This window comes from Devosia ginsengisoli (assembly GCF_024707105.1).
GTDB lineage: Bacteria > Pseudomonadota > Alphaproteobacteria > Rhizobiales > Devosiaceae > Devosia > Devosia ginsengisoli_A.
This window is the reverse complement of sequence record NZ_JANQAJ010000011.1, coordinates 104,159-129,053: the sequence shown is the minus strand read 5'-3', so window position 1 is coordinate 129,053 and position 24,895 is coordinate 104,159. Positions and strand designations below refer to the sequence as shown.

Annotated in this window: 22 protein-coding genes and 1 pseudogene; 5 read left to right on the top strand and 18 right to left on the bottom strand. The window is 62.4% G+C overall.

Annotated features, from left to right (window positions below):
• Window positions 1–7: 7 nt before the first annotated feature.
• The 4 genes from NVV79_RS14650 to NVV79_RS14635 all read left to right on the top strand — a co-directional run bounded on the left by NVV79_RS14650 (window position 8) and on the right by NVV79_RS14635 (window position 3,612).
• Window positions 8–766 carry a glycerophosphodiester phosphodiesterase family protein gene (locus NVV79_RS14650; protein WP_303991017.1) on the top strand — a complete coding sequence of 253 codons (759 nt, stop codon included), beginning with the start codon at window positions 8–10 and terminating at the stop codon, window positions 764–766.
• 79 nt (window positions 767–845) lie between these two features.
• Window positions 846–2,024 carry a GNAT family N-acetyltransferase gene (locus NVV79_RS14645; protein ID WP_303991015.1) on the top strand — a complete coding sequence of 393 codons (1,179 nt, stop codon included), beginning with the start codon at window positions 846–848 and terminating at the stop codon, window positions 2,022–2,024.
• A 43-nt stretch (window positions 2,025–2,067) separates the two neighbouring features.
• On the top strand, window positions 2,068–3,192 hold the full coding sequence (locus NVV79_RS14640) for a hypothetical protein (protein WP_303991013.1): 1,125 nt from the start codon (window positions 2,068–2,070) through the stop codon (window positions 3,190–3,192).
• Between the two features lie 3 nt (window positions 3,193–3,195).
• A complete protein-coding gene (locus tag NVV79_RS14635) occupies window positions 3,196–3,612 on the top strand; it encodes an HIT domain-containing protein (protein ID WP_303991010.1) in 417 nt (138 codons plus the stop codon).
• Window positions 3,613–3,734: 122 nt separating this feature from the next.
• Here the strand turns inward: NVV79_RS14635 and NVV79_RS14630 are convergent, their stop codons facing one another.
• The 3 genes from NVV79_RS14630 to proS are packed head-to-tail and all read right to left on the bottom strand — an operon-like array spanning window position 3,735 to window position 7,145.
• Complete coding sequence (locus tag NVV79_RS14630) at window positions 3,735–4,421, bottom strand: ABC transporter ATP-binding protein (protein WP_303991007.1); 687 nt, start codon at window positions 4,419–4,421, stop codon at window positions 3,735–3,737.
• Window positions 4,414–5,736, bottom strand: coding sequence for an ABC transporter permease (locus tag NVV79_RS14625; protein WP_303992691.1), 1,323 nt, complete (start codon window positions 5,734–5,736; stop codon window positions 4,414–4,416). The genes NVV79_RS14630 and NVV79_RS14625 overlap by 8 nt, the downstream gene beginning before the upstream one ends.
• A gap of 59 nt (window positions 5,737–5,795) precedes the next feature.
• Window positions 5,796–7,145 (bottom strand): proline--tRNA ligase, encoded by a 1,350-nt coding sequence (proS, locus tag NVV79_RS14620; RefSeq protein WP_303991004.1) that lies wholly within the window; start codon window positions 7,143–7,145, stop codon window positions 5,796–5,798.
• A 327-nt stretch (window positions 7,146–7,472) separates the two neighbouring features.
• Here proS and NVV79_RS14615 point away from each other — a divergent pair, with 327 nt between their 5' ends.
• Window positions 7,473–7,799 (top strand): MmcQ/YjbR family DNA-binding protein, encoded by a 327-nt coding sequence (locus NVV79_RS14615; RefSeq protein ID WP_303991002.1) that lies wholly within the window; start codon window positions 7,473–7,475, stop codon window positions 7,797–7,799.
• A gap of 7 nt (window positions 7,800–7,806) precedes the next feature.
• Here NVV79_RS14615 and NVV79_RS14610 read toward each other — a convergent pair whose 3' ends face one another.
• From NVV79_RS14610 to NVV79_RS14540, 15 genes and pseudogenes are all read right to left on the bottom strand, one after another.
• Entirely contained in the window at window positions 7,807–8,055 is a 249-nt protein-coding gene (locus tag NVV79_RS14610) for a DUF1467 family protein (RefSeq protein ID WP_303990998.1), read from the bottom strand.
• A gap of 94 nt (window positions 8,056–8,149) precedes the next feature.
• Complete coding sequence (locus NVV79_RS14605) at window positions 8,150–9,823, bottom strand: ribonuclease J (RefSeq protein WP_303990995.1); 1,674 nt, start codon at window positions 9,821–9,823, stop codon at window positions 8,150–8,152.
• A 74-nt stretch (window positions 9,824–9,897) separates the two neighbouring features.
• Complete coding sequence (locus NVV79_RS14600) at window positions 9,898–10,704, bottom strand: biotin--[acetyl-CoA-carboxylase] ligase (protein ID WP_303992688.1); 807 nt, start codon at window positions 10,702–10,704, stop codon at window positions 9,898–9,900.
• Window positions 10,705–10,728: 24 nt separating this feature from the next.
• Window positions 10,729–12,174 (bottom strand): NADH-quinone oxidoreductase subunit NuoN, encoded by a 1,446-nt coding sequence (gene nuoN / locus NVV79_RS14595; RefSeq protein ID WP_303990993.1) that lies wholly within the window; start codon window positions 12,172–12,174, stop codon window positions 10,729–10,731.
• Between the two features lie 9 nt (window positions 12,175–12,183).
• Complete coding sequence (locus NVV79_RS14590) at window positions 12,184–13,755, bottom strand: NADH-quinone oxidoreductase subunit M (RefSeq protein WP_303990990.1); 1,572 nt, start codon at window positions 13,753–13,755, stop codon at window positions 12,184–12,186.
• Window positions 13,755–15,804, bottom strand: a pseudogene (gene nuoL / locus NVV79_RS14585) (NADH-quinone oxidoreductase subunit L). Before nuoL ends, NVV79_RS14590 begins: the two are co-directional and overlap by 1 nt.
• An 11-nt stretch (window positions 15,805–15,815) precedes the next feature.
• On the bottom strand, window positions 15,816–16,124 hold the full coding sequence (nuoK, locus tag NVV79_RS14580) for an NADH-quinone oxidoreductase subunit NuoK (protein ID WP_303992685.1): 309 nt from the start codon (window positions 16,122–16,124) through the stop codon (window positions 15,816–15,818).
• A gap of 15 nt (window positions 16,125–16,139) precedes the next feature.
• Entirely contained in the window at window positions 16,140–16,748 is a 609-nt protein-coding gene (locus tag NVV79_RS14575; protein WP_303990987.1) for an NADH-quinone oxidoreductase subunit J, read from the bottom strand.
• Between the two features lie 11 nt (window positions 16,749–16,759).
• Window positions 16,760–17,248 (bottom strand): NADH-quinone oxidoreductase subunit NuoI, encoded by a 489-nt coding sequence (gene nuoI, locus NVV79_RS14570; protein ID WP_303990984.1) that lies wholly within the window; start codon window positions 17,246–17,248, stop codon window positions 16,760–16,762.
• Window positions 17,248–18,345: an NADH-quinone oxidoreductase subunit NuoH gene (nuoH, locus tag NVV79_RS14565; RefSeq protein WP_303990982.1), complete on the bottom strand. Its 1,098-nt coding sequence runs from the start codon at window positions 18,343–18,345 to the stop codon at window positions 17,248–17,250. Before nuoH ends, nuoI begins: the two co-directional genes overlap by 1 nt.
• A 9-nt stretch (window positions 18,346–18,354) precedes the next feature.
• Window positions 18,355–20,457, bottom strand: a complete 2,103-nt coding sequence (gene nuoG, locus NVV79_RS14560; RefSeq protein WP_303990979.1) for an NADH-quinone oxidoreductase subunit NuoG — start codon at window positions 20,455–20,457, stop codon at window positions 18,355–18,357.
• 4 nt (window positions 20,458–20,461) lie between these two features.
• Window positions 20,462–21,769: an NADH-quinone oxidoreductase subunit NuoF gene (nuoF, locus tag NVV79_RS14555; RefSeq protein ID WP_056234053.1), complete on the bottom strand. Its 1,308-nt coding sequence runs from the start codon at window positions 21,767–21,769 to the stop codon at window positions 20,462–20,464.
• Window positions 21,770–21,780: 11 nt separating this feature from the next.
• Window positions 21,781–23,085, bottom strand: coding sequence for an NADH-quinone oxidoreductase subunit NuoE (gene nuoE, locus NVV79_RS14550; protein ID WP_303990974.1), 1,305 nt, complete (start codon window positions 23,083–23,085; stop codon window positions 21,781–21,783).
• Window positions 23,085–24,278, bottom strand: coding sequence for an NADH-quinone oxidoreductase subunit D (locus NVV79_RS14545; RefSeq protein WP_303990971.1), 1,194 nt, complete (start codon window positions 24,276–24,278; stop codon window positions 23,085–23,087). The genes nuoE and NVV79_RS14545 overlap by 1 nt, the downstream gene beginning before the upstream one ends.
• Window positions 24,275–24,892, bottom strand: a complete 618-nt coding sequence (locus tag NVV79_RS14540; protein ID WP_303990968.1) for an NADH-quinone oxidoreductase subunit C — start codon at window positions 24,890–24,892, stop codon at window positions 24,275–24,277. The genes NVV79_RS14545 and NVV79_RS14540 overlap by 4 nt, the downstream gene beginning before the upstream one ends.
• Between the last annotated feature and the right edge of the window lie 3 nt (window positions 24,893–24,895).

The window sequence follows — 24,895 nt, the reverse complement described above, 5'->3', positions numbered from 1 at the left end:
GGCCACCATGACCGAACCTCTGTTTCCCAATCCCGTTGCCCATCGCGGCCTGCATGACCGCGCCAGCGGCATCATCGAAAACAGTGCAAGTGCCTTCGAGGCCGCGATTCTCGCCGGCTTCGCCATCGAATGCGATGTGCAACTGACCAGCGATGGCGTGCCGGTCATCTTCCACGACGATGACATGAAGCGCCTGCTGGGCAAGGAAGGCGCCGTGGCTGATTGCACCGCCGCCGACATCACCGCCACCAAGCTGCTCGACAGCGCCGCCGGCGACTGCCCGCAGAAATTCAGCGATTTCCTGACCCAGATCGCCGGTCGCGCCCTGCTGCAGATCGAGCTCAAGCACCAGCGTGACACCACCGGCACCCAATTGCTGGCCCGCGCCGTGGCCGAGGCGCTCAAGGCCTATGAGGGCCCGGTGACGGTGGAATCCTTCGATCCGCACCTGCTGACGGCGATTCGCCAGTTCGGCTTCACCGGCCCGCGCGGCATCATCACCTATGACTACAAGCCTGACGGCTGGGACAGCCACCTGACGGAAGCGCAGCGCTATACATTGCGTCACCTGCTGCACTGGCACGAAACCCAGTTCGACTTCATCTCCTGCGCTCAGGATGCGCTGCAATTGCCAGCCATCGCGTTCTGGCGCGCCTTGGGCAAGCCGGTGACCGCCTGGACCGTCCGGAGCCAGACCGAGGCCGACGCCGCCCTGCCCGGCGCCGACCAAATCGTCTTCGAAGGCTTTGCGCCCAAATCCGCGTGATCCGACGCGGCACCAACCTTACAATGGCCGGCGAAAGGTCCTATCTTTAGCCGACCATTCACTCCCGCCGGGATTTCCCTTGGCAGACCAGCCCACACTCCGCGCCGCCATCCATCCCAGCACGGCGAGCATTCCCGCCGCCGTGTGGAACAGTCTTGTGCCTTCGACCGATGGACGCAGCGATAACCCTTTCCTCGACCACGCCTTTTTCCTGGCACTTGAAGAGTCCGGCTGCGCCACCGGCCGCACCGGTTGGCAGCCGCAGCACATCCTGCTGAGTGACGACACCGACCAGCCACTGGGCCTGATGCCGCTCTTCCTCAAGTCGCACTCCATGGGCGAATATGTCTTCGACCACGGCTGGGCCGACGCACTGGAGCGCGCCGGCGGCAGCTATTACCCCAAGCTGCAATGTTCCGTACCCTTCACCCCGGCCACCGCATCCAAGCTGCTGGTGCCATCGGGCGACCCGACGATCCGGGCAGCACTACTCTCGACAGCCCAGCAACTGGCCATTCAGCGCAATGCCTCCTCCGTCCACGCAACCTTCGTGCCCGAAGCCGAAGCCAGTGAAATTGAAAGCGACGGCTGGCTGAAGCGCATGGACACTCAGTTCCATTGGCATAATCAGGGCTTTGCCAGCTTCGACGACTTTCTGAAGACCCTCTCCTCGCGCAAGCGCAAGACCATCCGTCGCGAGCGACGCGATGCGCTGGCCGATGGCCTGACGGTCAAGTGGCTATCCGGCAGCGACCTGCGGGAAGAGCACTGGGATGCGTTCTACGCTTTCTACGAGGACACCGGCGCCCGCAAATGGGGCCGCCCCTACCTCAACCGCGACTTCTTCTCGCGGCTGAACCAGACCATGGCCGACCGCGTGGTTCTGATGCTGGCCTATGACGGGCCGGAAGCCATTGCCGGCGCCATCAACTTCCTCGGCAAGGATCGCATTTTCGGCCGCAACTGGGGCTGCACCCGCGAAGTGCCGTTCCTGCATTTCGAGCTCTGCTACTATCAGGCCATCGACTATGCCATCGCCCACAAGCTGGACGTGGTCGAGGCCGGGGCGCAGGGCGAACACAAGCTGGCACGGGGCTATGCGCCGGCAACCACATATTCCACCCACTGGATAGCTCATCCAGGCCTGCGCGACGCCGTAGCCGACTATCTCGAGCACGAACGGGCTTCTGTCGAGCGGAACCAGGAACTGCTCGAGCAGTTCACCCCCTTCCGCAAGGGCGAGCGAACAGATCGTTGAGCGCTACTTCCCTGCCGCGCTTATCCACTTTATGTAGGAAGTCATGATCTGGGACATTTTTGTATTCGTGCTGCAGGCCGCCCTTGTCTTTATCGTTTCGACGGCCCTGTTCGACGCACTCCACTGGACACTGCATAAATGGGAAGGCTCGAAGATTCCGCTGTTGCGGACCTTTTCGTCCTGGCATTGGGTGCATCACAAGTTCCTCGGCCTCGACATGCAGATCAACCCGGCCTATGCGCGGGCCAATATCTGGTTCCACATCCTGCCCGAATACCTCACCTCGATGGCTGGAACGCTGATCTTCCTGCTGGTCTTTCCCTGGCCGGTAATCGCGGCCGTAGCCGCCCTGCGCACCGTGATGCTGGCCATGACGCTGCGCGAGGAAGGGCTGGACTATAATCACATGTCGATGGATCGCGTCGGCGGCCAGCAGGGCCTGCTCTGGGTGGATAACAACTACCACGCCATGCACCACGTCTATCCGCACAACTTCTTCTCATCCTTTGCCAATGTGTTCGACCTGATTTTCGGCACCGCCTGCCAGATCAAGGGGCGTCGCTTCCTCGTGACCGGCGCCGGCGGCGCCTTTGGTTCGGCCATGGTGGAAAAGCTGACCAGGCTGGGCGGCGTGGTCGAAACCGCCAAGTCCGGCACCGATTTCACGCCCGGCAACTATGCCGCCATGCGCGAAAAGCTGGAACGCGCCGACGTTCTCGTGCTTTCCCACGGCGCCAAGACCGACGATTGCTGGAATGCCAACAATGTCACCTTCCGCGAACTGACCGAGCTCTTCACCGAGATCGGCAAGGCCCGCCTGGCCCCGCCCGAAGTGTGGGCGCTGGGCTCCGAGGTCGAGTTCCATGGCGACATGGGCATGGACGAACTCAAGGCCTATTCCGCCTCCAAGCGCGCCTATGCCCTGCGTGCCCGCGACTATTACCGCTCCGATGCCCTGATCTACCGGCACATCGTGCCGTCATCCTTCACCTCGGCCATGGGTAAGGGCGCCATGAGCGCGGCGACGGCGGTCAGCATTGCACTATTCTTCATCCGCCGCGGCTTCCGCTATGTGCCGGTCACCCTGACCGGGCTGGCCGTGCTCAATTATTTCCGTTTCCGTTTCTTCCAGAAGGAGCAGCCGGACCTTTCCCAGCCGGCGGAGTGACCCATGAGCTACGATCCGTCCAATATCTTCGGCAAGATCCTGCGCGGCGAAATCCCGGCTCACCGGGTCTATGAGGACGAGAGCGCTCTGGTGATGATGGATATCTTCCCCCAGTCGCGCGGCCACACGCTGATCGTACCCAAGTCGCCTTCGCGCAACCTGCTCGACGCCGATCCGGCGGCTTTGGCTGCGGTGATCCCGCTAGTGCAGAAAGTCGCCAAGGCGGTCAAACAGGCTACCGGCGCCGACGGCATCCGCCTCGCCCAGTTCAACGAGGCACCGGCTGGCCAGACGGTGTTCCACCTGCACTTCCACGTCATTCCGGTCTATGAGGGCACTGCCCTCGGCGCCCATGGCGGCGGCAAGGCCGATGACGCCGATCTGGCGGCACTGGCCAAGGATATCGCCGCGGCGCTCTAATGATGCCTGTGGCGGCGGTTTATCGTCAGTACCGCCACAATGACCATGGTTACGATGATCATCAGCAGGGTCATTGCACTCCTCCTCGCTAGGAGAACCCGCAATGCGCCCTGTCGGTTCGATCACAAAGTGTGATCGACGACCAATCCGCTCTTGAGCGTCACGATCCTGTCGGCCCGCCGCGCCAGGTCATGGTTATGCGTGGCGATGAGTGCGGCGGCACCTTCATTCTTGATCAGGTTGGCCAAAGCCGCGAACACCACGTCGCTGGTTTCCGGGTCCAGATTGCCGGTCGGCTCGTCGGCCAGGATCACCTTGGGATGGTTGGCGGCGGCCCGAGCGATGGCGATGCGCTGCTGCTCACCGCCCGACAGTTCCGCCGGCCGATGGCTGGCCCGTGGCGCCACGCCCAGCAGTTCCAGCAGCTCCATCGAGCGTCGATCAGCATCCGCCTGGGACTTGCCCGCGATAAGCTGCGGCATGGTGACATTCTCGAGCGCCGTAAACTCCGGCAGCAGGTGGTGGAACTGATAGACATAGCCCACCGTAGAGCGCCGCAATTGCGTGCGGCCGCGATCGCCGAGCTTGCTGGTCGGAATGCCCATGATGGCGACTTCACCGGATTGTGGGCTTTCGAGCAGACCTGACAGGTGCAGCAGCGTGGATTTGCCGGCGCCCGACGGCGCCACCAGCGCCACCAGCTCGCCGCTGTTGACGGTCAGGTTGGCCGCTTCCAGCACGCGGACAATGCTCTCGCCCTGCCCGTAATGGCGGTGAACGTCGGTCAGAACCAGATGCGGCTTACTCATAACGCAGGGCCTCGACCGGATCGTATTGGGCGGCACGCCAGGCCGGATAGAGCGTGGCAAGGAAGCTCAGGCCCAAAGCCAGGCACACCACCACCGCCACTTCCACCGGATCGGTCTTGGACGGCAGCGAGGACAGGAAGAACACTTCCGGCGGGAAGATGGCCACGCCGAGCGTATTCGACACGAAGGCCCGCAGGGGCTCGGCATTGGCCGCCACGATCAGCCCCAGCACCACGCCGCTCAGCGTACCGATAACGCCAATTGTCGTGCCCGTGATCGAGAAGATACGCATGATGGAGCCACGTGTGGCCCCCATGGTGCGCAGCACGGCAATGTCCGAACTCTTGTCCTTCACCAGCATGATCAGGCTGGAAATGATGTTGAACGCCGCCACGAGGATGATCATCGACAGGATGGTGAACATAACCACCCTTTCCACCTGCAGCGCCGAGAAGAATGTCTCGTTGCGCTGCTGCCAGTCGGTGAGGATCAGCGGGCGCGCCGATGGATCGGCCTGCAGGCGCTGGCGCATCACCGTGATATTGTCGGGATCGTCGATGAAGATTTCCGCGGCCGTCGCCTGGCCGACCGTGTCGTAGTATTGCTCGAGCTGCTCGTTCGTCAGTGGCGGGTCAAGCGGACCGGCCCTGGGCAGTTCCACGCCCGGCTTCAGAACCTCCTCGGTCAGCTTGAAATAGTCCTGCGCCGGCTCGAGCGGCATATACATGAAGAAGCTGTCGAACTCGACCATGCCGAGGTCGAAGATGACATTGACCGGATAGGACTTGATCTGCGGTGTCGAACCGAACGGCGTCATCGCGCCATTGGGATTGATAATCTGCACCTGGTCGCCCAGCGATACGCCCAGCGTCTGCGCCAAGCGATAGCCAATGCCCACGCCACGACTCTCGTCCCACTCGTCCCAGCCGCCCTGTTCGGCGGCGTTGTAGAGCAGCTTGAGCTTCTTGAGATTTTCCTCGTCCATGCCGCGCACGGTCACGCCAGTGGAGCTGCCCTGCCCCGATGCCAGCACCTGGCCTTCGACGAAATAGACCGCGAAGCTCACCCCATCGACCTGTTCCAGTGCCGCCACGGTTTCCTTGTAGTCGGTGAATTCGCGCTCGATCGGGTAGGCTGTGAAATGGCCGTTGAGGCCAAGGATCTTGGTCAGCAGCTCCGCGCGGAACCCGTTCATGACAGACATGACGACGATCAGCGTCGCCACGCCGATGGCGACGCCCACCATGGTGAGGCTGGCAATCACCGAAATGAACGCCTCCTTGCGGCGCGCGCGCAGATAGCGCCCCGCGATCATCCACTCGAAGCGCGAAAAGGCGCGCGTGCCCTTGTTCAGCAGAGGCGGCGCCGTATCGGTCAAATGTCGGTCTTTCGCTGCGGTTCGATAAGGCCCTTGAGCCGCGCCACGGCATCGGCGATCGGCAGCGTCTCGCGCTCGCCGGTCTTGCGATGCTTGATCTCGGCCTCGCCCGCGGCCAGGCCGCGCGGCCCCAGGATGATCTGGTAGGGAATGCCGATCAGGTCCGCCGTGGTGAACTTGGCACCCGCGCCCTGGTCGCGATCGTCATAGAGCATGTCGATGCCTGCCGCTTCCAGCTCGGCACAGAGCTTGTCGCAGGCCGCGTCGCAGGCCGCATCGCCAGCTTTCAGATTAATCAGCACGGCCTCGAACGGCGCCACGCTGACCGGCCAGATAATGCCGGCATCGTCGTGGAACGCCTCGATCAGCGCCGGAACCAGGCGGGTCGGCCCGATACCGTAAGACCCCATATGTACCGTGATTTCCTTCCCGTCGGGACCGGTCACGGTCGCCTTCATGGGTTCGGAATACTTGGTGCCGAAGTAGAAAATATGGCCGACTTCGATGCCGCGCGCCGAAACCCGGAATTCCTCGGGCACGGCGGCTTCATATTCGGCCATGTCGACCATTTCCTCGGTCGCCGCATAGAGCGAGGTCCAATCTTCGAAGATCGGCCTGAGGTCACCACGGAAATCGGTGTCGGGGCCGGGAATGGGTTTGTCCAGCAGGCGCCGGTCGCAGAACACCGCGCTCTCGCCGGTATCGGCCAGCACGATCCATTCATGGCTGAGATCGCCGCCGATGGGGCCGGTATCGGCGCGCATCGGAATGGCCGTCAGGCCCATGCGGGCATAGGTGCGCATATAGGCCACGAACATGCGCTCGTAGGCCTTCACAGCGTCCTCCTGGCTGAGGTCGAAGGAATAGGCATCCTTCATCAGGAATTCTCTGGAGCGCATCGTGCCGAAGCGCGGCCGCACCTCGTCGCGGAACTTCCACTGGATGTGGTAGAGGTTCAGCGGCAGGTCCTTGTAAGACTTCACATAGGCCCGGAAGATGTCGGTGATCATCTCCTCATTGGTCGGGCCATAGAGGAATTCCCGCTCATGCCGGTCCTCGATGCGCAGCATCTCCTTGCCATAGGCATCGTAGCGTCCACTTTCGCGCCACAGGTCGGCCGACTGGATGGTGGGCATGAGCAGTTGGATCGCGCCGGAGCGGTTCTGCTCCTCCTCGATGATCTTCTGCACCTTCATCAGCACCTTGTAGCCGAGCGGCAACCAGGAATAGAGCCCGGAAGCCTGCTGGCGGATCATGCCGGCGCGCAGCATCAGCCGATGCGAAACGATCTCGGCTTCCTTGGGCACGTCGCGCAGCACGGGCAAAAAATAGCGGGACAGGCGCATGTAAACTCCGGGAAAACGTCAATCGACTCGAGGCTTTTGTTGATGCCCACTCAAATCCTACTCGTCCATCCGATGCAAGCATGGAAGCCATGCAGAATCTACGTGACAGGGCGAATTCTTGTTGTTAGGGTCCCTCGCAATAAAACAAAGGCGGCCCAAACCGCCGGACGTCGACAACGTCAAGGGAGGAGCGTTGGCAGCCGCTTTCGTAGCGCGCCTAAGACCAACGTATTGTCGAACAAACTCTTTTCAGCGGGGCCTTTGTGCCCCGCTTTTTTGTTTCGGACACCGAAGGTAAGTTCGAGCGGAGCATTGCGGGAGGTTTCGATGGCTGACGGAGCCTATCTGCGGCGCATGGCGCTGGCCCTGCCCGGAACGACCGAGGCACCACATTTTGATCGCGCGGCGTTCAAGGCCGATCGCATCTTCGTGACGCTGGATGCCGCTGGCCGCACGGCCAATTTCAAGTTCACCCCGGACGAGCAGGAATTCAAATGCCAGCTCGCTCCGGAGGTCTTCAAACCCATCGACAATGGTTGGGGCCGCCAGGGCTGGACCACGGCGACACTATCAGCGGCGAGCCAGGATGATTTGCAGGCGGCGCTGGAAATGGCCTATGCCCATGCCGTGGGCAAGCCGAAGCGCAAGCGCTGAAACTGGTTCAGCGGTTCCAGTAGTGATGCAGGGTCTCGTTGGTAAGGCCCCACAGCAGCAGCGCCGTCAACACCATGGCAATGGCCGTGGCAATCAGCACCCGTCGCAGCAGATGCGGCGCGCTGGGCGCCCCAGGCTCGGTGCCGCTTGTCACCTCGCCAACCTCGATCTGGCTGCGATTGCCGATCGACGCCACGGTGACAAAGGTCAACCACCACATGACGAAGAAGACGGCGATGATGGAGCCGATCTGCATGGCTTTTCCTTTCGCTGCGACCTGAGTTCAATACGCCCGATGTCATCCCCGCGATAGCGGGAATGACCGTTTCCTATTGCCGCAGTCGTCTCGCTCAGACCCGATGCACGAAGACCGAAACGTTCGGCTTGCGCCCCCAATAGGCGTTGACCTCGTTGCGGATCGCCTTGAACAAAGCCGAGTTCAGCACCTCGGTATCGCTGCGGCGCTTGGGCGGCATGGATTTGAGCACGCCTGCAACGGTGTCTTCCACCAGCTCACCCAGTGACTCGTCCTCGGTCTCCGGCAGGCCCTCGATGACGAGATCGGGGCCTGACACGACCTGGCCGCCACCATTGACGCAGAGGCTGACCACGACATGCCCGCCGAAGGACAGGCGGCGGCGGCCTTTGACGCCCGATTCCTCGGGCGTGCACAGCACCAGGCCATCGAGATAGAGCTCGCCGGTGCGCACTTCGGACGGGAAGGCCATCGGCTCGGGGAACAGCCGCACCAGGTCGCCATTGCGCGCTTCGCAGACCGTGGGGATGCCGGAATCACGGCCCAGCTTGGCATGGGCTTCCAGATGCACCGCCTCGCCATGGACAGGCACCAGCACTTCGGGCTTCAGCCAGGAATAAAGCTTGCGCAGCTCGTCGCGACGCGGGTGGCCGGTCACGTGGACCAGGCCGTCATTCTGAGTGATGACCTCAACACCCTTGTCGATCAGCCGGTTCTGAATATCGATGACTTCGCGCTCATTGCCCGGAATGGCCCAGGACGAGAAGATCATGCGATCCCCCGCATTGAGGTCGATCACCGGGTGGTCACCGCGCGCGATCCGCGCGATAGCGGCGCGCGCCTCGCCCTGGCTGCCGGTGCAGATCAGCACGATCTTGTTGCGCGCAATGGTCTTGTAGGCGTCCTGGTCGAGCAGCGGCGGCAAGCCTTCGAGCATGCCGAGTTCCTTGGCAATGCCCATGATCCGGTGCAGCGAGCGTCCCGACATGACCACCTGCCTGCCCGCCTTTTCGGCCGCACGGACAATGGAGACGACGCGCCCGACATTGGAGGCGAAGGTGGTGACGGCCACGCGGTTGGGCGCCTCGGCGATCATGGCGGCCAGATTGGCGGCAACATCGGCTTCGCTGGGGCTTTCACCATCCTTGAGCGCGTTGGTGGAGTCGCAGATCAGCGCCAGCGGGGTCGATCTGTCCTCGCCGATCTTCTGCAGCCGCGCCACATCGGTCGGTGCATTGCTGACCGGCGTCGGATCCAGCTTCCAGTCGCCGGTATGCAGCACGCGACCGATCGGCGTCGTGATCAGCAGGGCGTTGGATTCGGGAATCGAATGCGCGACGTTGATCGCCTCGATGGTGAACGGGCCGACCGAAAACGGCTTGCCCGGGCGCATGATGGTGACATCGACATTCTCGACAATGCCATCCCCTGCCCGCTTGGCCGCCAGCATTGCGGCGGTAAACGGCGTGCAGAAGACCGGCTTTTCAAAACCCGGCCACAGGTCGAGCACGGCGCCGTAATGGTCTTCGTGGCTATGCGTGAGGATCAGGCCCAGCACGTCATCGGCGCGCTCCTCGATAAATTCGGGATTGGCCATGATCAGCTCGATGCCCGGCAGGTCCGGCCCACCGAAGGTCACGCCGCAATCGACCACGATCCACTTGCGCGAGCGTTCCGGCCCGAAGCCGTAGGCGCCCATATTCATGCCGATCTCGCCGACGCCGCCAAGCGGCACGAAGACGAGTTCATCCCTTTGGTTTTTAGCCATGGGTCAGTTCAGTCCTTTCGCGCGCAACCGCCGGAGCGATCTTTGGTCGCCGGTCGCCTGCGCAATTGTTGTGGTCAGCTTCGGGCGCTGGCCGTTGCCCCAAAATGCACGTCACCCGCAGTGATCGCGATGCGACGGTTGTCTTCGGCGCGGACGATCAGTCGCCCCGCGTCGTCGATGGTTTCAAAAATTCCACGCAGCACGTCGCCGTTCTGGTTGACCGCGACCGGTGCGCCAATGCCGGCGGCAGAAGCCCGCCAATGCTTGAGCACATCGCCAATGCCGCGGCCTTCGTTCCACAGGCCGAAGGTTTCGACCCAGGCATCGCCAAGCGCCTCGAACACATCCTCCGCGCTGCGGCTGACACCCAGATCGCCAAGGCTCGTCGCGGGATAAGGCAGGCCCTGCGGCGCGGCAACCACATTGACGCCGAAGCCGATCGCGATGGCATGGCGGCCATCGGGCAGCTTGCTGGCTTCGAGCAAGATGCCGGCCAGCTTGGCGCCATCTGCCAGAACATCATTGGGCCATTTGAGCGCGATGCGGGATTTACCCTCCCACGCGTCGGCCCCATCGATACCGATCTTGACCAACCCGCCGGGCAAGATGGCAGAAAGGGCGCAGTTCAGGGAAACGCCGGCCACAAAGCCCAGCGTCGCCGCCAGAGTAGGATCGGCCTCTGGAACAATCAGCAGTGTCGCGGCCAGGTTGCCATAAGGGCTTTCCCACTGCCGGCCGCGCCGTCCCCTGCCTGCAGTCTGCTGTCGCGCGACAAACCAGATACCGCCGGGATCACCGGCAGTGGCGGCCTCGATGGCCTCGGAATTGGTCGAGCCGATACTATCATACCCCCGCAGCCGGTATCCGGCTGCGCGCGCCATGGGCCCGAGGGCAAAATCCGTCACCTAGAACAGGCTTCCGGCGGCAGTATGGGCAAACGTGGCCAAGGGACTACCGACGGTGAAGTAATAGGTGACGAGCAGGAAACCGCTCACCGCCATGATGATGTTGAGCTCGGCCGGCACGGTCTCAAACCTGGCCACTGGCTCGTCGAAATACATGACCTTGACGATGCGCAGGTAGTAAAAGGCGCTCACTGCCGAAGCCAGCACACCGATGACCGCCAGCACATAGAGCTGCGCATCGATGGCCGCGAGGAAGGCGTGCCACTTGGCGAAGAACCCGGCGAGCGGCGGCATGCCGATCAGCGAGAACATGACAATCGCCATGATGGCTGCAACGAACGGGCGAGCCTGCGCGGCACCGGCCAGATCGCTGATATTCTCGACATAGCCAGCTTCGGTGCGTAGCGAGAGGATGCAGGCGAACAGCCCTATCGTCATGGCCACATAGATGGCCATGTAGATGGCGACGCCTTCAACGCCCACCTGCGTGCCCGACGACAGGCCGACCAGCGCAAAGCCCACATGGCCGATCGAGGAATAGGCGATCAGGCGCTTGATCGATTTCTGGCCGATGGCCGCGAAGGCGCCCAGCACCATCGAGGCGATGGACAGGAAGATGATGATCTGCTGCCAGTCATGAGCGATGCCCTGGAACGTATCCATGACCAGGCGCACCATCAGCGCCATGGCCGCCACCTTGGGCGCCGTGGCGAAGAAGGCTGTCACCGGGGTCGGCGCACCTTCATAAACGTCGGGCGTCCACATATGGAACGGCACGGCGGAGATCTTGAAGGCCACGCCGGCGAGCAGGAACACCACGCCGAAGATCAGGCCGATCGAGCGGCCCTCGCTGGCAATGGCCAGCACGATTTCCTGCAGGTTGGTATGGCCGGTAAAGCCGTAGATCAGCGAGGCGCCATAGAGCAGGATGCCCGAGCTCAGCGCGCCCAGCACGAAATACTTGAGACCCGCCTCGGTCGCCCTGCCGTCGTCGCGCTTGATGGCAGCGAGCACGTAAAGCGCCAGCGACTGCAGCTCGAGCCCGACATAGAGGCTCATCAGGTCATTGGCCGACACCATGGCCAGCATGCCCAGCGTCGCCAGCACGACCAGGATCGCATATTCGTATTTATGCGTGCCATGCTCCTCGGCGCGCGGCAGGGCGAGCAGTAGCGAAAAGGCCGAGCCACCCAGCACCAGCACCTTCATGAAGCGGGCAAAGCTGTCGCCGATGAAGACGCCATTGAACAGCACGCCGTCGGCCGGCGCGAACAGGATCAGCGCAGCCGTGACGAGCAGCAGCAGCACGGCGGCGTAGGAAACCAGGATGGAGCGCTCCTTGTTGATCACCACGCCCATGACCAGCAGGACGAGGGCGCCCGCGGCCAGAAGCATTTCCGGGTAGGCGGGAGCCAGGCTCGCGAAATCGATAACGTCTGAGTTCACGGGACTCTCCTAGTGGGCAGCAGGCTCGGCCGCGGCCGGCTCGGCGGCAGCAACCGGTTCAGCATGGACAAGCGGCGCCTGCGCATCGGCCAGCGCCACGGCCGGATCGAGGCCGACGGCGGCAGCGTAATGCGACACCAGATTATCAACGGCCGCGGCCGTCGTATCGAGGATTGGCGCCGGATAGAAACCGAACACAATGGTCAGCACGATCAGTGGATAGAGGACGACCTTCTCGCGCAGGTCGAGATCGAGAATGCCCTTGAGGCTATCCTTGGTCAGGGCACCGAAAATGATCCGGCGATAGAGCCACAGCGCATAGCCGGCCGAGAAGATCACGCCAAAGGCCGCACCGAAAGCAACCCAGGTATTGACCTGGAACACGCCGATCATGGTCAGGAATTCGCCGACGAAACCCGACGTACCCGGCAGGCCGACATTGGCCATGGTGAAGACCATGAAGGCAAAGGCATAGCGCGGCATGCGCTCGACGAGGCCTCCATAGGCCGCGATATCGCGGGTATGCATGCGGTCATAGATGACACCGACGCAGAGGAAGAGCGCACCCGACACGATGCCGTGCGAAATCATCTGGAACAGCGCGCCCTGGATACCCAGCGCATTGCCGGCAAAGATACCCATGGTCACGAAGCCCATATGGGCAACCGACGAATAGGCGATCAGCTTCTTCATGTCGGTCTGCACCAGGGCGACAAGCGAGGTCACGATGATGGCGGCGACGGAGAGGAAGAAAATGATGTTGGCGAACTGCAGTGACGCATCCGGGAACATCGGCAGGCTGAAGCGCAGGAAGCCATAGCCGCCCAGCTTGAGCAGGATTGCCGCCAGGATCACCGAACCGGCGGTCGGCGCCTGCACGTGCGCTTCCGGCAGCCAGCGGTGGAACGGCCACATCGGCATCTTGACTGCGAGCGAGGCGAAGAACGCCCACCACAGCCAGGGCTGCCAGGACGTGGGGAAGTCATGCGCCAGGAGCTTGACGATATCGGTCGTGCCGGCGTTCCAGAACATGGCCATGATGGCCAGCAGCATCAGCACCGAGCCGGTAAAGGTATAGAAGAAGAACTTGTAGCTGGCCTGGATACGCGCGGAGCCGCCCCAGATGCCGATGATGAGGAACATCGGCAGCAGCGTGCCTTCGAAGAAGACATAGAACATCGCCAGGTCGAGCGTGGTGAACACGCCGATCATCAGCGTTTCCAGCGCTAGGAACACGATCATGTATTCCTTGACCCGCTTGTCGACTTCCCAGCTCGCCAGGATGGTGAAGGGCATAAGCAGCGCCGTCAGCACGACGAACAGCACCGAAATGCCGTCAACGCCCACGCGATAGCCGATGCTGTCGCCGATCCAGGCGTAGTTGACCACGAACTGGAAGCCCGGATCGGACGGATCGAAGCTCTGCCACATGGCCAGCGACAACACAAAGGTGATGACGGTGACGATGAGTGCCATCCAGCGGATGGCATTGAGCGCGGTCTTGGGCGTGAACAGCAGCACCGCCGCGCCCACGAGAGGCAACCAGGTGAGGACTGTAAGGATCGTATTGGAGAAGTTCATCAGATCAGTCCCCCGGCCGCGATGGCCCAGGTCAGCAGCGCCGCGACACCGATCAGCATCGCGAAGGCATAGTGATAGACATAGCCCGACTGGAGCTTGGTGACCCAGGAGGTCACGTTCTGCACCCGGCGGCCAAGGCCTTCGGAAATCTTGTCATCGATCAGCCAGTCATCGAACCCCTTCCAGAAGGCGCGTCCGATCCACAGAGCCGGCCTGACGAAAATCGCGTCATAAAGCTCGTCGAAGTACCACTTGTTCAGCAGGAACTGGTAGAGCCCCGGATTCTGCGCCGCCAGCTTGCCCGGCAGATCCGGCCGGCGGATATACATGACATAGGCCACGACGAAACCGATGATCATGGCGATCGTGGCGCTCCACTTGGTCCAGAGCGGGACATGGTGGGCGGCTTCGATGATCTCGTGATCCACGACGATGGCACCGGCGAAGAAGTGCTCGATATGCTCCACATCGTGGAAGAACATGCCGTAAAACACCGCGCCTGCCAGCACGGCCCCGGCCGCCAGTACATAGAGCGGCACCAGCATCACGTTGGGCGCTTCATGCGCGTGATCATAAGCCGACCCATGATCATGGCCATGGTCGTCCTGCGCCGCATGGTCATCATGGCCATGTGCGGCCGGACGCGGCTCGCCATGGAAGGTCAGGTGGATCAGGCGCCACGAATAGAAGCTCGTGAACAAAGCCGCGACCACCAGCAACCAGAAGGAGAACGCACCGGCATTACCGCCGACGGCATAGGCCGCCTCGATGATCGAGATCCTTGGAGAAGAAGCCGGCAAAGCCCAGGAACTCCGAACCCGGAATGCCGACGCCGGTCAGCGCCAGCGTACCAACAAGCATCATGGCATAGGTGATCGGGATCTTCTTGCGCAGGCCGCCCATGTTCCGCATGTCCTGCTCATGGTGCATGGCGTGAATGACTGCGCCGGCGCCCAGGAACAGCAGCGCCTTGAAGAAGGCGTGCGTGAAGAGGTGGAAAATGCCCGCCGAATAGGCCCCTGCCCCCAGAGCCACGAACATGTAGCCGAGCTGCGAGCAGGTCGAATAGGCGATGACGCGCTTGATGTCGTTCTGCACCAGGCCCACCGTCGCCGCGAAAAAGGCGGTGATGGCGCCGATGACCAGAACCACGGTCATGGCAAAAGGCGAGGTCTCGAACAGCGGCGACAGGCGCGCCACCATGAAGACGCCCGCCGTCACCATGGTCGCGGCATGGATCAGCGCCGACACCGGGGTCGGGCCTTCCATGGCGTCCGGCAGCCAGGTATGCAGCAGGAATTGCGCCGACTTGCCCATGGCGCCCATGAACAGCAGCAGGCAGACCACAGTCATGGCATCGAGCTGCCAGCCCAGGAACTGCATCACCGGTAAGCCTGATGTGGCGAATTCGCCCGCGGCGGCAAAGGCACCATCGAACGTGATCTGGCCCAGCACCATGAAGGCACCGAAAATGCCCAGCGCAAAACCGAAGTCACCAACGCGGTTGACGATGAAGGCCTTCATCGCCGCGGCATTGGCCGAAGGCCTGGTGTACCAGAAGCCGATCAGCAGATAGGACGCCAGGCCCACGCCTTCCCAGCCGAAGAACATCTGCAGGAAGTTGTCGGCCGTCACCAGCATCAGCATGGCGAAGGTGAAGAGCGAGAGATAGGCGAAGAACCGGCTGCGATGCGGATCGTCGGCCATGTAGCCGATGGAATAGACGTGCACCAGGCTGGACACGGTATTGACCACGACCAGCATGATGGCGGTCAGCGTATCGACGCGCAGGACCCAGCGCAGGTCCATGTCGCCGACCTGGATCCACCGCATGACCTCGACCTTGAGCACGGCGGTATGGCCGTCGACCTCGGCGCCCACCAGGCCGCCGCCAAAGGCGACCGGCAGGAAGACGACCCAACTCAGTACGGCCGAGATGAGCAGCAGCCCCGTGGTGATATACTCACTCGGACGGTGTCCGATGGTACGGCCCAGCAGCCCCGCTATCAGCGCGCCGATAAGGGGCAGGAAAACAATCGCTTGAATCATAGCGGTGGTTCTTAGCCCTTCATCATGTTGACGTCTTCAACCGCGATCGAGCCGCGGTTGCGGTAGAAGATTACGAGGATGGCGAGGCCGATGGCGGCCTCGGCAGCAGCCACGGTGAGGATCAGCAGCGCGAAAATCTGCCCCTGCAGATCGCCGAGCTCGGCACTGAACGCCACCATGTTGAGATTGACCGCGAGCAGGATCAGTTCCACCGACATCAGGATGACGATGACGTTCTTGCGGTTGATGAAGATGCCGAACACGCCGAGCGTGAACAGGATTGCTGCTACGGTCAGGTAGTGACCGAGCCCGATACCCAAGCCCATTTCTGCCTCCTACAACCCTTGACCGCTTTTGACTTTGACGACTTCCAGCGTTTCCGATGCCCGGCGAGCGACCTGATCGACCGGGTTCTGACGCTTCACGTTGCTCTTGTGCTTGAGGGTCAGCACGATGGCGCCGATCATGGCGACCAGCAGCACTGCCGCCGCACCCTGGAACAGGAAGACATAGCGCGTATAGAGCACCTGCCCGATGGCCCGCATATTGTCGACCGTGCCGTCGATCGGCAGTGCCGAACCGCCCGCTGCTTCGGGTGAAATCACGAAGCTGCCGGCCAGCAGCAGCAGTTCGAGCAGCAGCACAATACCGACAATGACGCCGACCGGCGCATATTGTAGGAAACCCTGCCGCATCGAGGCGAAGTCCACGTCGAGCATCATCACCACGAACAGGAACAGCACCGCCACGGCGCCCACATAGACGACGACCAGGATCAAGGCCAGGAACTCGGCGCCGGCCAGCATGAACAGCCCCGAGGCATTGAAGAAGGCCAGGATCAGGAACAGCACGGCATGCACTGGATTGCGCGCCGAAATGACCATCACGGCCGAGACGATCGCAACCGCCGAGAACAGATAGAAGAAGAATAGTGGAAGGGTCATGCTCTTCCCTCTCAGCGATACGGCGCGTCGGCGCTGAGGTTGGCCGCGATTTCGCGCTCCCAACGGTCGCCATTGGCAAGGAGCTTTTCCTTCGAAAAGTAGAGCTCTTCACGCGTTTCGGTTGCAAATTCGAAGTTCGGACCCTCGACGATGGCGTCGACCGGGCAGGCTTCCTGGCAGAAGCCGCAATAGATGCACTTCACCATGTCGATGTCGTAGCGCACCGTGCGGCGTGTGCCGTCATTCTGGCGCGGACCGGCCTCGATGGTGATGGCCTGGGCCGGGCAGATCGCTTCACACAGCTTGCAGGCAATGCAGCGTTCTTCTCCATTGGGATAGCGTCGCAAAGCGTGCTCACCGCGGAATCGCGGGCTCACATGCCCCTTTTCAAAGGGGTAGTTGATCGTCGGCTTGGGGGCGAAGAAATACCGCATAGTCAGGAAGAAGGCTTTCACCAGCTCCGTGAGCAGCAGCGTATTGACGAACTGGGCGGCGCGCATCAGGCCATCCCTCCATGCCAGCCCCAGCCGGTAAGCTGAAGAACGAAAGCAACAATGATGACCATGGCCAGCGACAGCGGCAGGAACAGCTTCCAGCCAATGCGCATCAACTGATCATAGCGGTAGCGCGGCACGATGGCCTTGGCCATGGCAAAGAAGAAGAAGACCACGCTCACCTTGATGAAGAACCAGACAAGGCCGGGAATCCAGGTGAAGGGCGGCAGGTCGATCGGCGAAGCCCAGCCACCCAGGAACAGCACGGTGGTCATGGCGCACATCAGCAGGATCGAGATATACTCACCCAGCATGAACAGCAGGTAGGGCGTGGCCGAATATTCGGTCATGAAGCCGGCAACCAGCTCGGATTCGCCTTCCACCAGGTCAAAAGGAGGCCGGTTCGTCTCGGCCAGGGCCGAGATGTAGAACACGATGAACATCGGGAACAGCGGCAGCCAGAACCAGTTGAGGAAGCTCAGCCACGGCACGCCCAGCAGATGGGCCAAGCCCATTTCCTGCTGCGCCACCACGATATCCGAAAGGTTCAACGAGCCCACGCAGAGCAGCACGGTGATGATGACGAGGCCTATGGAGACTTCGTAGGACACCATCTGCGCTGCCGAGCGGAGCGAACCGAGAAACGGATACTTCGAGTTCGAAGCCCAGCCGCCGATGATGACGCCGTAGACGCCGAGCGACGAGATGGCGAGCAGGTAGAGGATGCCCAGATTGATATCGGCAATGGCGAGCCCCGCATCGACCGGGATCACGGCCCAGCCGGCCAGCGCCAGCGTCGCGGTAATCAACGGCGCCAGCAGGAACAGCACCTTGTCGGCGCCACCGGGGATGATGGCTTCCTTGAGAGCAAATTTCAGCAGGTCGGCAAAACTCTGCAACAGGCCGAACGGCCCGACTACGTTGGGGCCACGGCGGATTTGCACGGCCGCCCAGATCTTGCGGTCGGCCAGCAGGATGAAAGCCGTGAAAATCAGCAGGCCAACGAGCAGCAGCAGCGCCTTGTAGATCAGCCCAACCTGCACGCCCCAGCCAAGGACCGGGATGCCGAGCAGGTAGTCGAGTGCGGAGAGAATAAAGTCCATTGGTCTCCCCTACTCCGCTGCCTGGCGCAAGCCGGCGGCCATCGCGGCGCATTCGCCCATGACGGCGGAGGCGCGGGCAATCGGGTTGCTGAGATAGAAATCTGACACGGCCGAGCCGAACGGCGCCGACTTGGTCTTGATAGCGGCCTTGCCCAGCTTGACCACATCGGCGACCGAACCGGCAGCGATCTGGTCGATCCGCGCCAGATGCGGGAATTCGGCATAGATTGCCGCGCGCAATTGGGTCAGCGAATTGAATGGCAGCGGCTTGCCCATGGCGCCGGAGAGCGCCCGGATGATCGCCCAATCTTCCTTGGCGTCACCAGGCGGGAACACGGCGCGGCTGGTCACCTGCACGCGACCCTCGGTGTTCACATAGGTGCCCGACTTCTCGGTATAGGTCGCGCCCGGCAGGATGACATCGGCGCGATGCGCGCCGGCATCGCCATGGCTGCCGATATAGACCACGAAAGCCTTGCCCATGGCGGGGGTGTCGTATTCGTCGGCGCCGAGCAGGAACAGCACATCGAGTTCGCCCTTGCCGGCCAGCGCGATCTGGTCGGCCGAGCAGACGCCGCCGTCATGCGGCACGAAGCCGATGTCGATGCCGCCGACGCGGCTGGCCGCGTTGTGCAACAGCGCAAAGCCGTTCCAGCCTTCGGCAACATTGGCGCCACTGGCCAGCTTGGCAGCGAGCGCAATCGTATCGCGACCGACCTGCTTGCCTAGCTTGGCATGCGAGACAGCGCCTTCGCCGACGATGATCAGCGGGTTCTTGGCATTGGCGAGAACCGAAGCGAATTCGCCCTTCCCTGCCGCCAGATCAGCCAGCGTCTCGAAGCCTTCGCCCAGATAGGTATAGTCATAGGTCAGGTCCGCACGCTCGCCGATAACGGCGATCGGCAAGCCCTTGGCGCGCCAGGTCTTGCGGATACGCGCATTGATCAGCGACGCTTCCTTGCGCGGATTGGCGCCGATGATGAGGATGGCGTCTGCCTGCTCGATGCCTGCAATACCAGGATTGAAGATATAAGCCGAGCGCGGCATGGACGGGTCGATCCCCGACATGGCCGGACGCACATCGGTCATGCCCGAACCAACAGAGGTCAGCAGCGCCTTGAGCGCATACATTTCCTCGACGGCCGACAGGTCACCGGCAATGGCGCCGACCTTGTTGCCGACCTTCTTGATGCGGGCGGCAACGACGGACAGGGCCTCTTCCCAGCTTGCGGGTTGCAGTTTGCCAGACCTGCGCACATAGGGGCGGTCGAGCCGTTGGCTCTTGAGGCCGTCCCAGATGAAGCGCGTCTTGTCGGAAATCCACTCTTCGTTGATCGCCTCGTTGATGCGCGGCAGGATGCGCATCACTTCGCGGCCACGGCTGTCCACGCGGATGGCCGAGCCGACAGCATCCATCACGTCCACGCTTTCGGTCTTCACCAGTTCCCACGGACGGGCGTTGAAGGCGTATGGCTTGGAGGTCAGCGCGCCGACCGGGCAGAGGTCGATCACATTGCCCTGCAACTCGCTGGTCAGCGCCTGCTCGAGATAGGTCGTGATCTCGGCATCTTCGCCGCGGCCCAAAAGACCCATTTCGGCAATGCCGGCAACCTCGGTGGTAAAGCGCACACAACGCGTGCAGTGGATGCAGCGGTTCATCGAGGTCTTGACCAGCGGGCCAATATACTTGTCCTCGACGGCGCGCTTGTTCTCGGCAAAGCGGTTCTTGTCCACGCCATAGGCCATGGCCTGGTCCTGCAGGTCGCATTCGCCGCCCTGGTCACAGATCGGGCAATCGAGCGGATGGTTGATCAGCAGGAATTCCATCACGCCTTCGCGGGCCTTCTTGACCATCGGCGTGTTGGTGAACATTTCGGGCGGCTCGCCATTGGGGCCGGGGCGCAGGTCCTTGACCGACATGGCGCAGCTCGCCTGCGGCTTCGGCGGCCCGCCCTTCACCTCGACCAGGCACATGCGGCAATTGCCGGCCACCGACAGGCGCTCGTGGTAGCAGAAGCGTGGGATCTCCGCGCCGGCAGCTTCCGCGGCCTGCATCAGCGTGTAGTAGTCGGGAACTTCGACGAGCTGGCCGTCGACCTTGATGGAAGCCATGGCCCTACTCCGCAGCGATCGACGGCACGGCGCCGTCGCTGGTGGACGAATACGTATACTGGTCGATCCGCTCTTCGATGACGTGGCGGAAATTGCGGATCAGGCCCTGGATCGGCCACGCCGCGGCATCGCCGAGCGCGCAGATGGTGTGGCCTTCGATCTGCTTGGTCACTTCGAACAGCATGTCGATTTCGCGCTTCTGGGCGCGGCCTTCGACCATGCGTTCCATGACGCGCATCATCCAGCCGGTGCCTTCGCGGCACGGCGTGCACTGACCGCAGCTCTCATGCTTGTAGAAAGCCGAAAGGCGCCAGATGGCCTTGATGATGTCGGTCTGCTTGTCCATGACGATGACGGCAGCCGTACCGAGGGATGAACCCACTTCGCGCAGACCGTCGAAATCCATCACGGCATTGCGCATCTTCTCGCCCGGCACGCAGGGCACCGACGCGCCGCCGGGGATCACGGCCAGCAGGTTGTCCCAGCCGCCGCGGATACCACCGCAATGCTTCTCGATGATTTCCTCGAAGGTAACGCCCATGGCTTCTTCGAAGGTCGCCGGCTTGTTCACATGGCCGGACACGCACATCAGCTTGGTGCCGGTATTGTTGGCGCGGCCGATGGAAGCGAACCAGGCACCCGAGCGGCGCAGGATTTCCGGCACGACGGCGATGGATTCGACGTTGTTGACCGTGGTCGGGTTGCCGTAGACGCCCATGCCGGCCGGGAACGGCGGCTTGAGGCGCGGCTGGCCCTTCTTGCCTTCCAGCGATTCCATCAGTGCGGTTTCTTCGCCGCAGATATAGGCGCCGGCGCCGTGGTGGACGATGATATCCAGGTCCCAACCGTGGATATTGTCCTTGCCGATCAGCTTGGCCTCATAGGCCTGCTCGACGGCTGCCTCGAGGCGCTGGCGCTCACGGATGAATTCGCCGCGCACATAGATAAAGGCGAGATGGGCATCCATCGCGCGGGCAGCCAGCAGGCACCCTTCCACGAGATGATGGGGATCATGCCGCAGGATATCCCGGTCCTTGCACGTGCCCGGCTCGGATTCGTCGGCATTGACCAGCAGGTAATGCGGTCGACCGTCATTGACCTTGGGCATGAAGGTCCATTTGAGCGCGGTCGGGAAACCGGCGCCGCCACGGCCACGCAGGCCCGAGGCCTTCACCTCGTTGGTGATCCAGTCGCGGCCGGCATCGATGAATTCCTTGGTCCCCACCCAGGCGCCGCGCGCACGCGCACCTTCGAGCGTCCAGTCGCCCTGGCCGTAGAGATTGGTGAAAATGCGATCCTTGTCAGCGAGCACTCTTCATACTCCTAACGCGGCTTCTTGCCGAAGACGCGGATATATTCGGCCTCGCCACCCTTGGCGAGTGCGGCGGCCTGGGCAAGCCAGTTGTCACGGGCCACGCGGCCCTTGAAACTCAGCGAGTCCTCGACCTTGGCGATATCTGCCGCAGTGAACTTGGCCACCTGGCTCCATTTGGTGATGCCCAGCGCATGCAACTTGCTCTCGAGCACCGGGCCAACGCCCGAGATCAGCTTGAGATCGTCCGGCGCACCCTTGGGCGCCTTGAACAGCGGCGCGGCCCCCCCCTTTTCGGCGACGGGGTTCACTTCAGCCGGATCGGCTTTCGGAGTGATACCGGGCTGGGCCTTCTTCTTCGTGCTGGTTGCACTTGCGCCGTCAGCAGGTTCGGACGCTACCTTCTTGCCCGGAGCCTTGCCGCCATCAACCTTGGCCGCCTTGGATTCGGCGCCCGTGGCGTCTTCGCGCATCGCCTTGTTGGGCTTGCCGTTGGCCTTGGCCGACGCGTTGGCGGCCTTGCGCTCGCCTTCGGCCTTGGCCTGAGAAACCTTGGCGGATTTCGGCGTGCCCTTGAGGGCCGGTGCCGCTTCCTCGCTCACATCCTTCGGCTTGGAAGCCGTGGTCGGCGCGGGTGCAGCAGCGGCAGGCGCCGCGGCATCAGCCGGCGGCGGGGGCGGCACGAATTTGGTGCGCTTGGCGCTCGGCGTCTCGAGCAGCGTCGTCCGGCCACCTTCGGCCGCCGAAGTGAGCCGGTCGATCTGCGGACCCGGCTTGATCGTGTCACCCTTGCCGGCGGCAAAGGCATCGACAATCTCCTCGAAACGCTCGGGCGTCAGGTCTTCATAGGTGTCGTGATAGATCGTCACCATCGGCGCATTCACGCAGGCACCGGCACACTCAACCTCTTCCCAGCTCATCGTGCCATCGGCATTGAGATGATGCGAATCGGGGTGAATCTTGGATTTGCAGATGTCGATCAGATCCCCGGCGCCACGCAGCATGCAGGGCGTGGTGCCGCAAACCTGGATATGGGCGCGGCTGCCCACGGGCTGCAACTGGAACTGGGTATAGAACGTCGCCACTTCCAGCACACGGATATAGGCCATGCCAAGCATGTCGGCGATCGTCTCGATCGTCGCGCGGCTGACCCAGCCATCCTGATCCTGCGCCCGCATGAGCAGCGGAATGACGGCAGATTGCTGACGGCCGGTCGGGTAAAGCCCGATCTTCCATTCCGCCCATTTGGCGTTTTCAGCAGTAAAGGCGAACTGGGCCGGTTGAACCGACTCGTCCGCAAGGCGACGCGCAACCATTAGCGATCAACCTCTCCGAACACGATATCAAGCGAGCCGAGGATGGCCGAGACGTCGGCCAGCATGTGGCCGCGGCACAGGAAATCCATGGCCGACAAATGCGCAAAACCCGGCGCGCGGATCTTGCAGCGATAGGGCTTGTTGGTGCCATCGCTGACCAGATAGACGCCGAATTCGCCCTTGGGCGCTTCCACCGCGGCATAGACTTCGCCGGCGGGAACCTTGTAGCCCTCGGTATAGAGCTTGAAGTGATGGATCAGCGCTTCCATCGAGCGTTTCATCTCGCCACGACTGGGGGGAACGACCTTGCCATCGAGCGAGGATACCGGGCCCTTGCCGTCGGCGGCGTTCAGCTTGTCCACGCACTGCTTCATGATGCGGGTCGACTGGCGCATCTCTTCCATGCGGATGAGGTAGCGGTCGTAGCAGTCACCGTTCTTGCCGATCGGGATGTCGAAATCCATCTCGGCATAGCATTCGTAGGGCTGGCTCTTGCGCAGGTCCCAGGCAGCGCCCGAGCCGCGCACCATCACGCCCGAAAAGCCCATATTCCAGGCATCATCAAGATCAACCACGCCGATATCGACATTGCGCTGCTTGAAGATGCGGTTTTCCGTCAGCAGCTTGTCGATATCGTCAAGCGCCTTGGGGAAAGTCGTGCAGAAGGTCTCGATATCGTCGATCAGCGCCTGCGGCAGGTCCTGATGGACGCCGCCGGGGCGGAAATAGGCAGCGTGCATGCGCGCGCCCGAAGCGCGCTCATAGAACACCATCAGCTTTTCGCGCTGCTCGAAGCCCCAGAGCGGCGGCGTCAGCGCGCCCACGTCCATGGCCTGCGTGGTGACATTCATCAGATGCGCCAGCAGGCGCCCGATTTCCGAATAGAGCACGCGAATAAGCTGGCCGCGACGCGGCACTTCCAGGCCCAGCAGTTTCTCGACAGCCAGGGCGAAGGCATGCTCCTGGTTCATCGGCGCCACATAGTCGAGGCGATCGAAATAGGGCACGGCCTGCAGGTAGGTCTTGGATTCGATCAGCTTTTCGGTGCCGCGATGCAGCAACCCAATATGCGGGTCGACGCGCTCGACGATCTCGCCGTCCAGCTCCAGAATCAGGCGCAGCACGCCGTGGGCCGACGGATGGACCGGCCCGAAATTGATGGTGAAATTTCTGACTTCGGCTTCAACAGTCATTGCTTGGCCTTCTCGTCACCGGGCAGCACGTAGTCAGTACCCTCCCAAGGCGACAGATAGTCGAACGAACGATATTCCTGCATCAGCTTGACCGGTTCATAGACGACGCGCTTGCGCTCCTCGTCATAGCGCACCTCGACGAACCCGGTGGTCGGGAAGTCCTTGCGCAGCGGATGTCCGTCAAAACCGTAATCGGTCAGGATCCGGCGCAGGTCGCCATGGCCCGAGAACAGCACACCATAAAGGTCGTACGCCTCGCGCTCGAACCATTCGGCGCCCCGGAACACCCCGGTAATGCTCGGCACGGGCGTCACGTCATCGGCCGAAACCTTGACGCGGATGCGCTGGTTCAGATGCGGGCTCATGAAATGATAGACGACGTCGAATCGCTCGTCGCGCGCGGGATAGTCAGCGCCGCAGACATCGACAAAGCTGATGAACCGGCAACGCGGATCGTCGCGCAGGAAAGTGGCCACGGCCACAATCGCGTCTCTTTCGGCCGTCAGGGTGAGTTCGCCAAAGGCAACTTCCTGCGACAGGATCGCCGGGCCCAGCGCGCGTGCAATGTGCTCGCCAAGGTCCACAAGCGGATCGACCTGGATTACTTCATCCATTCT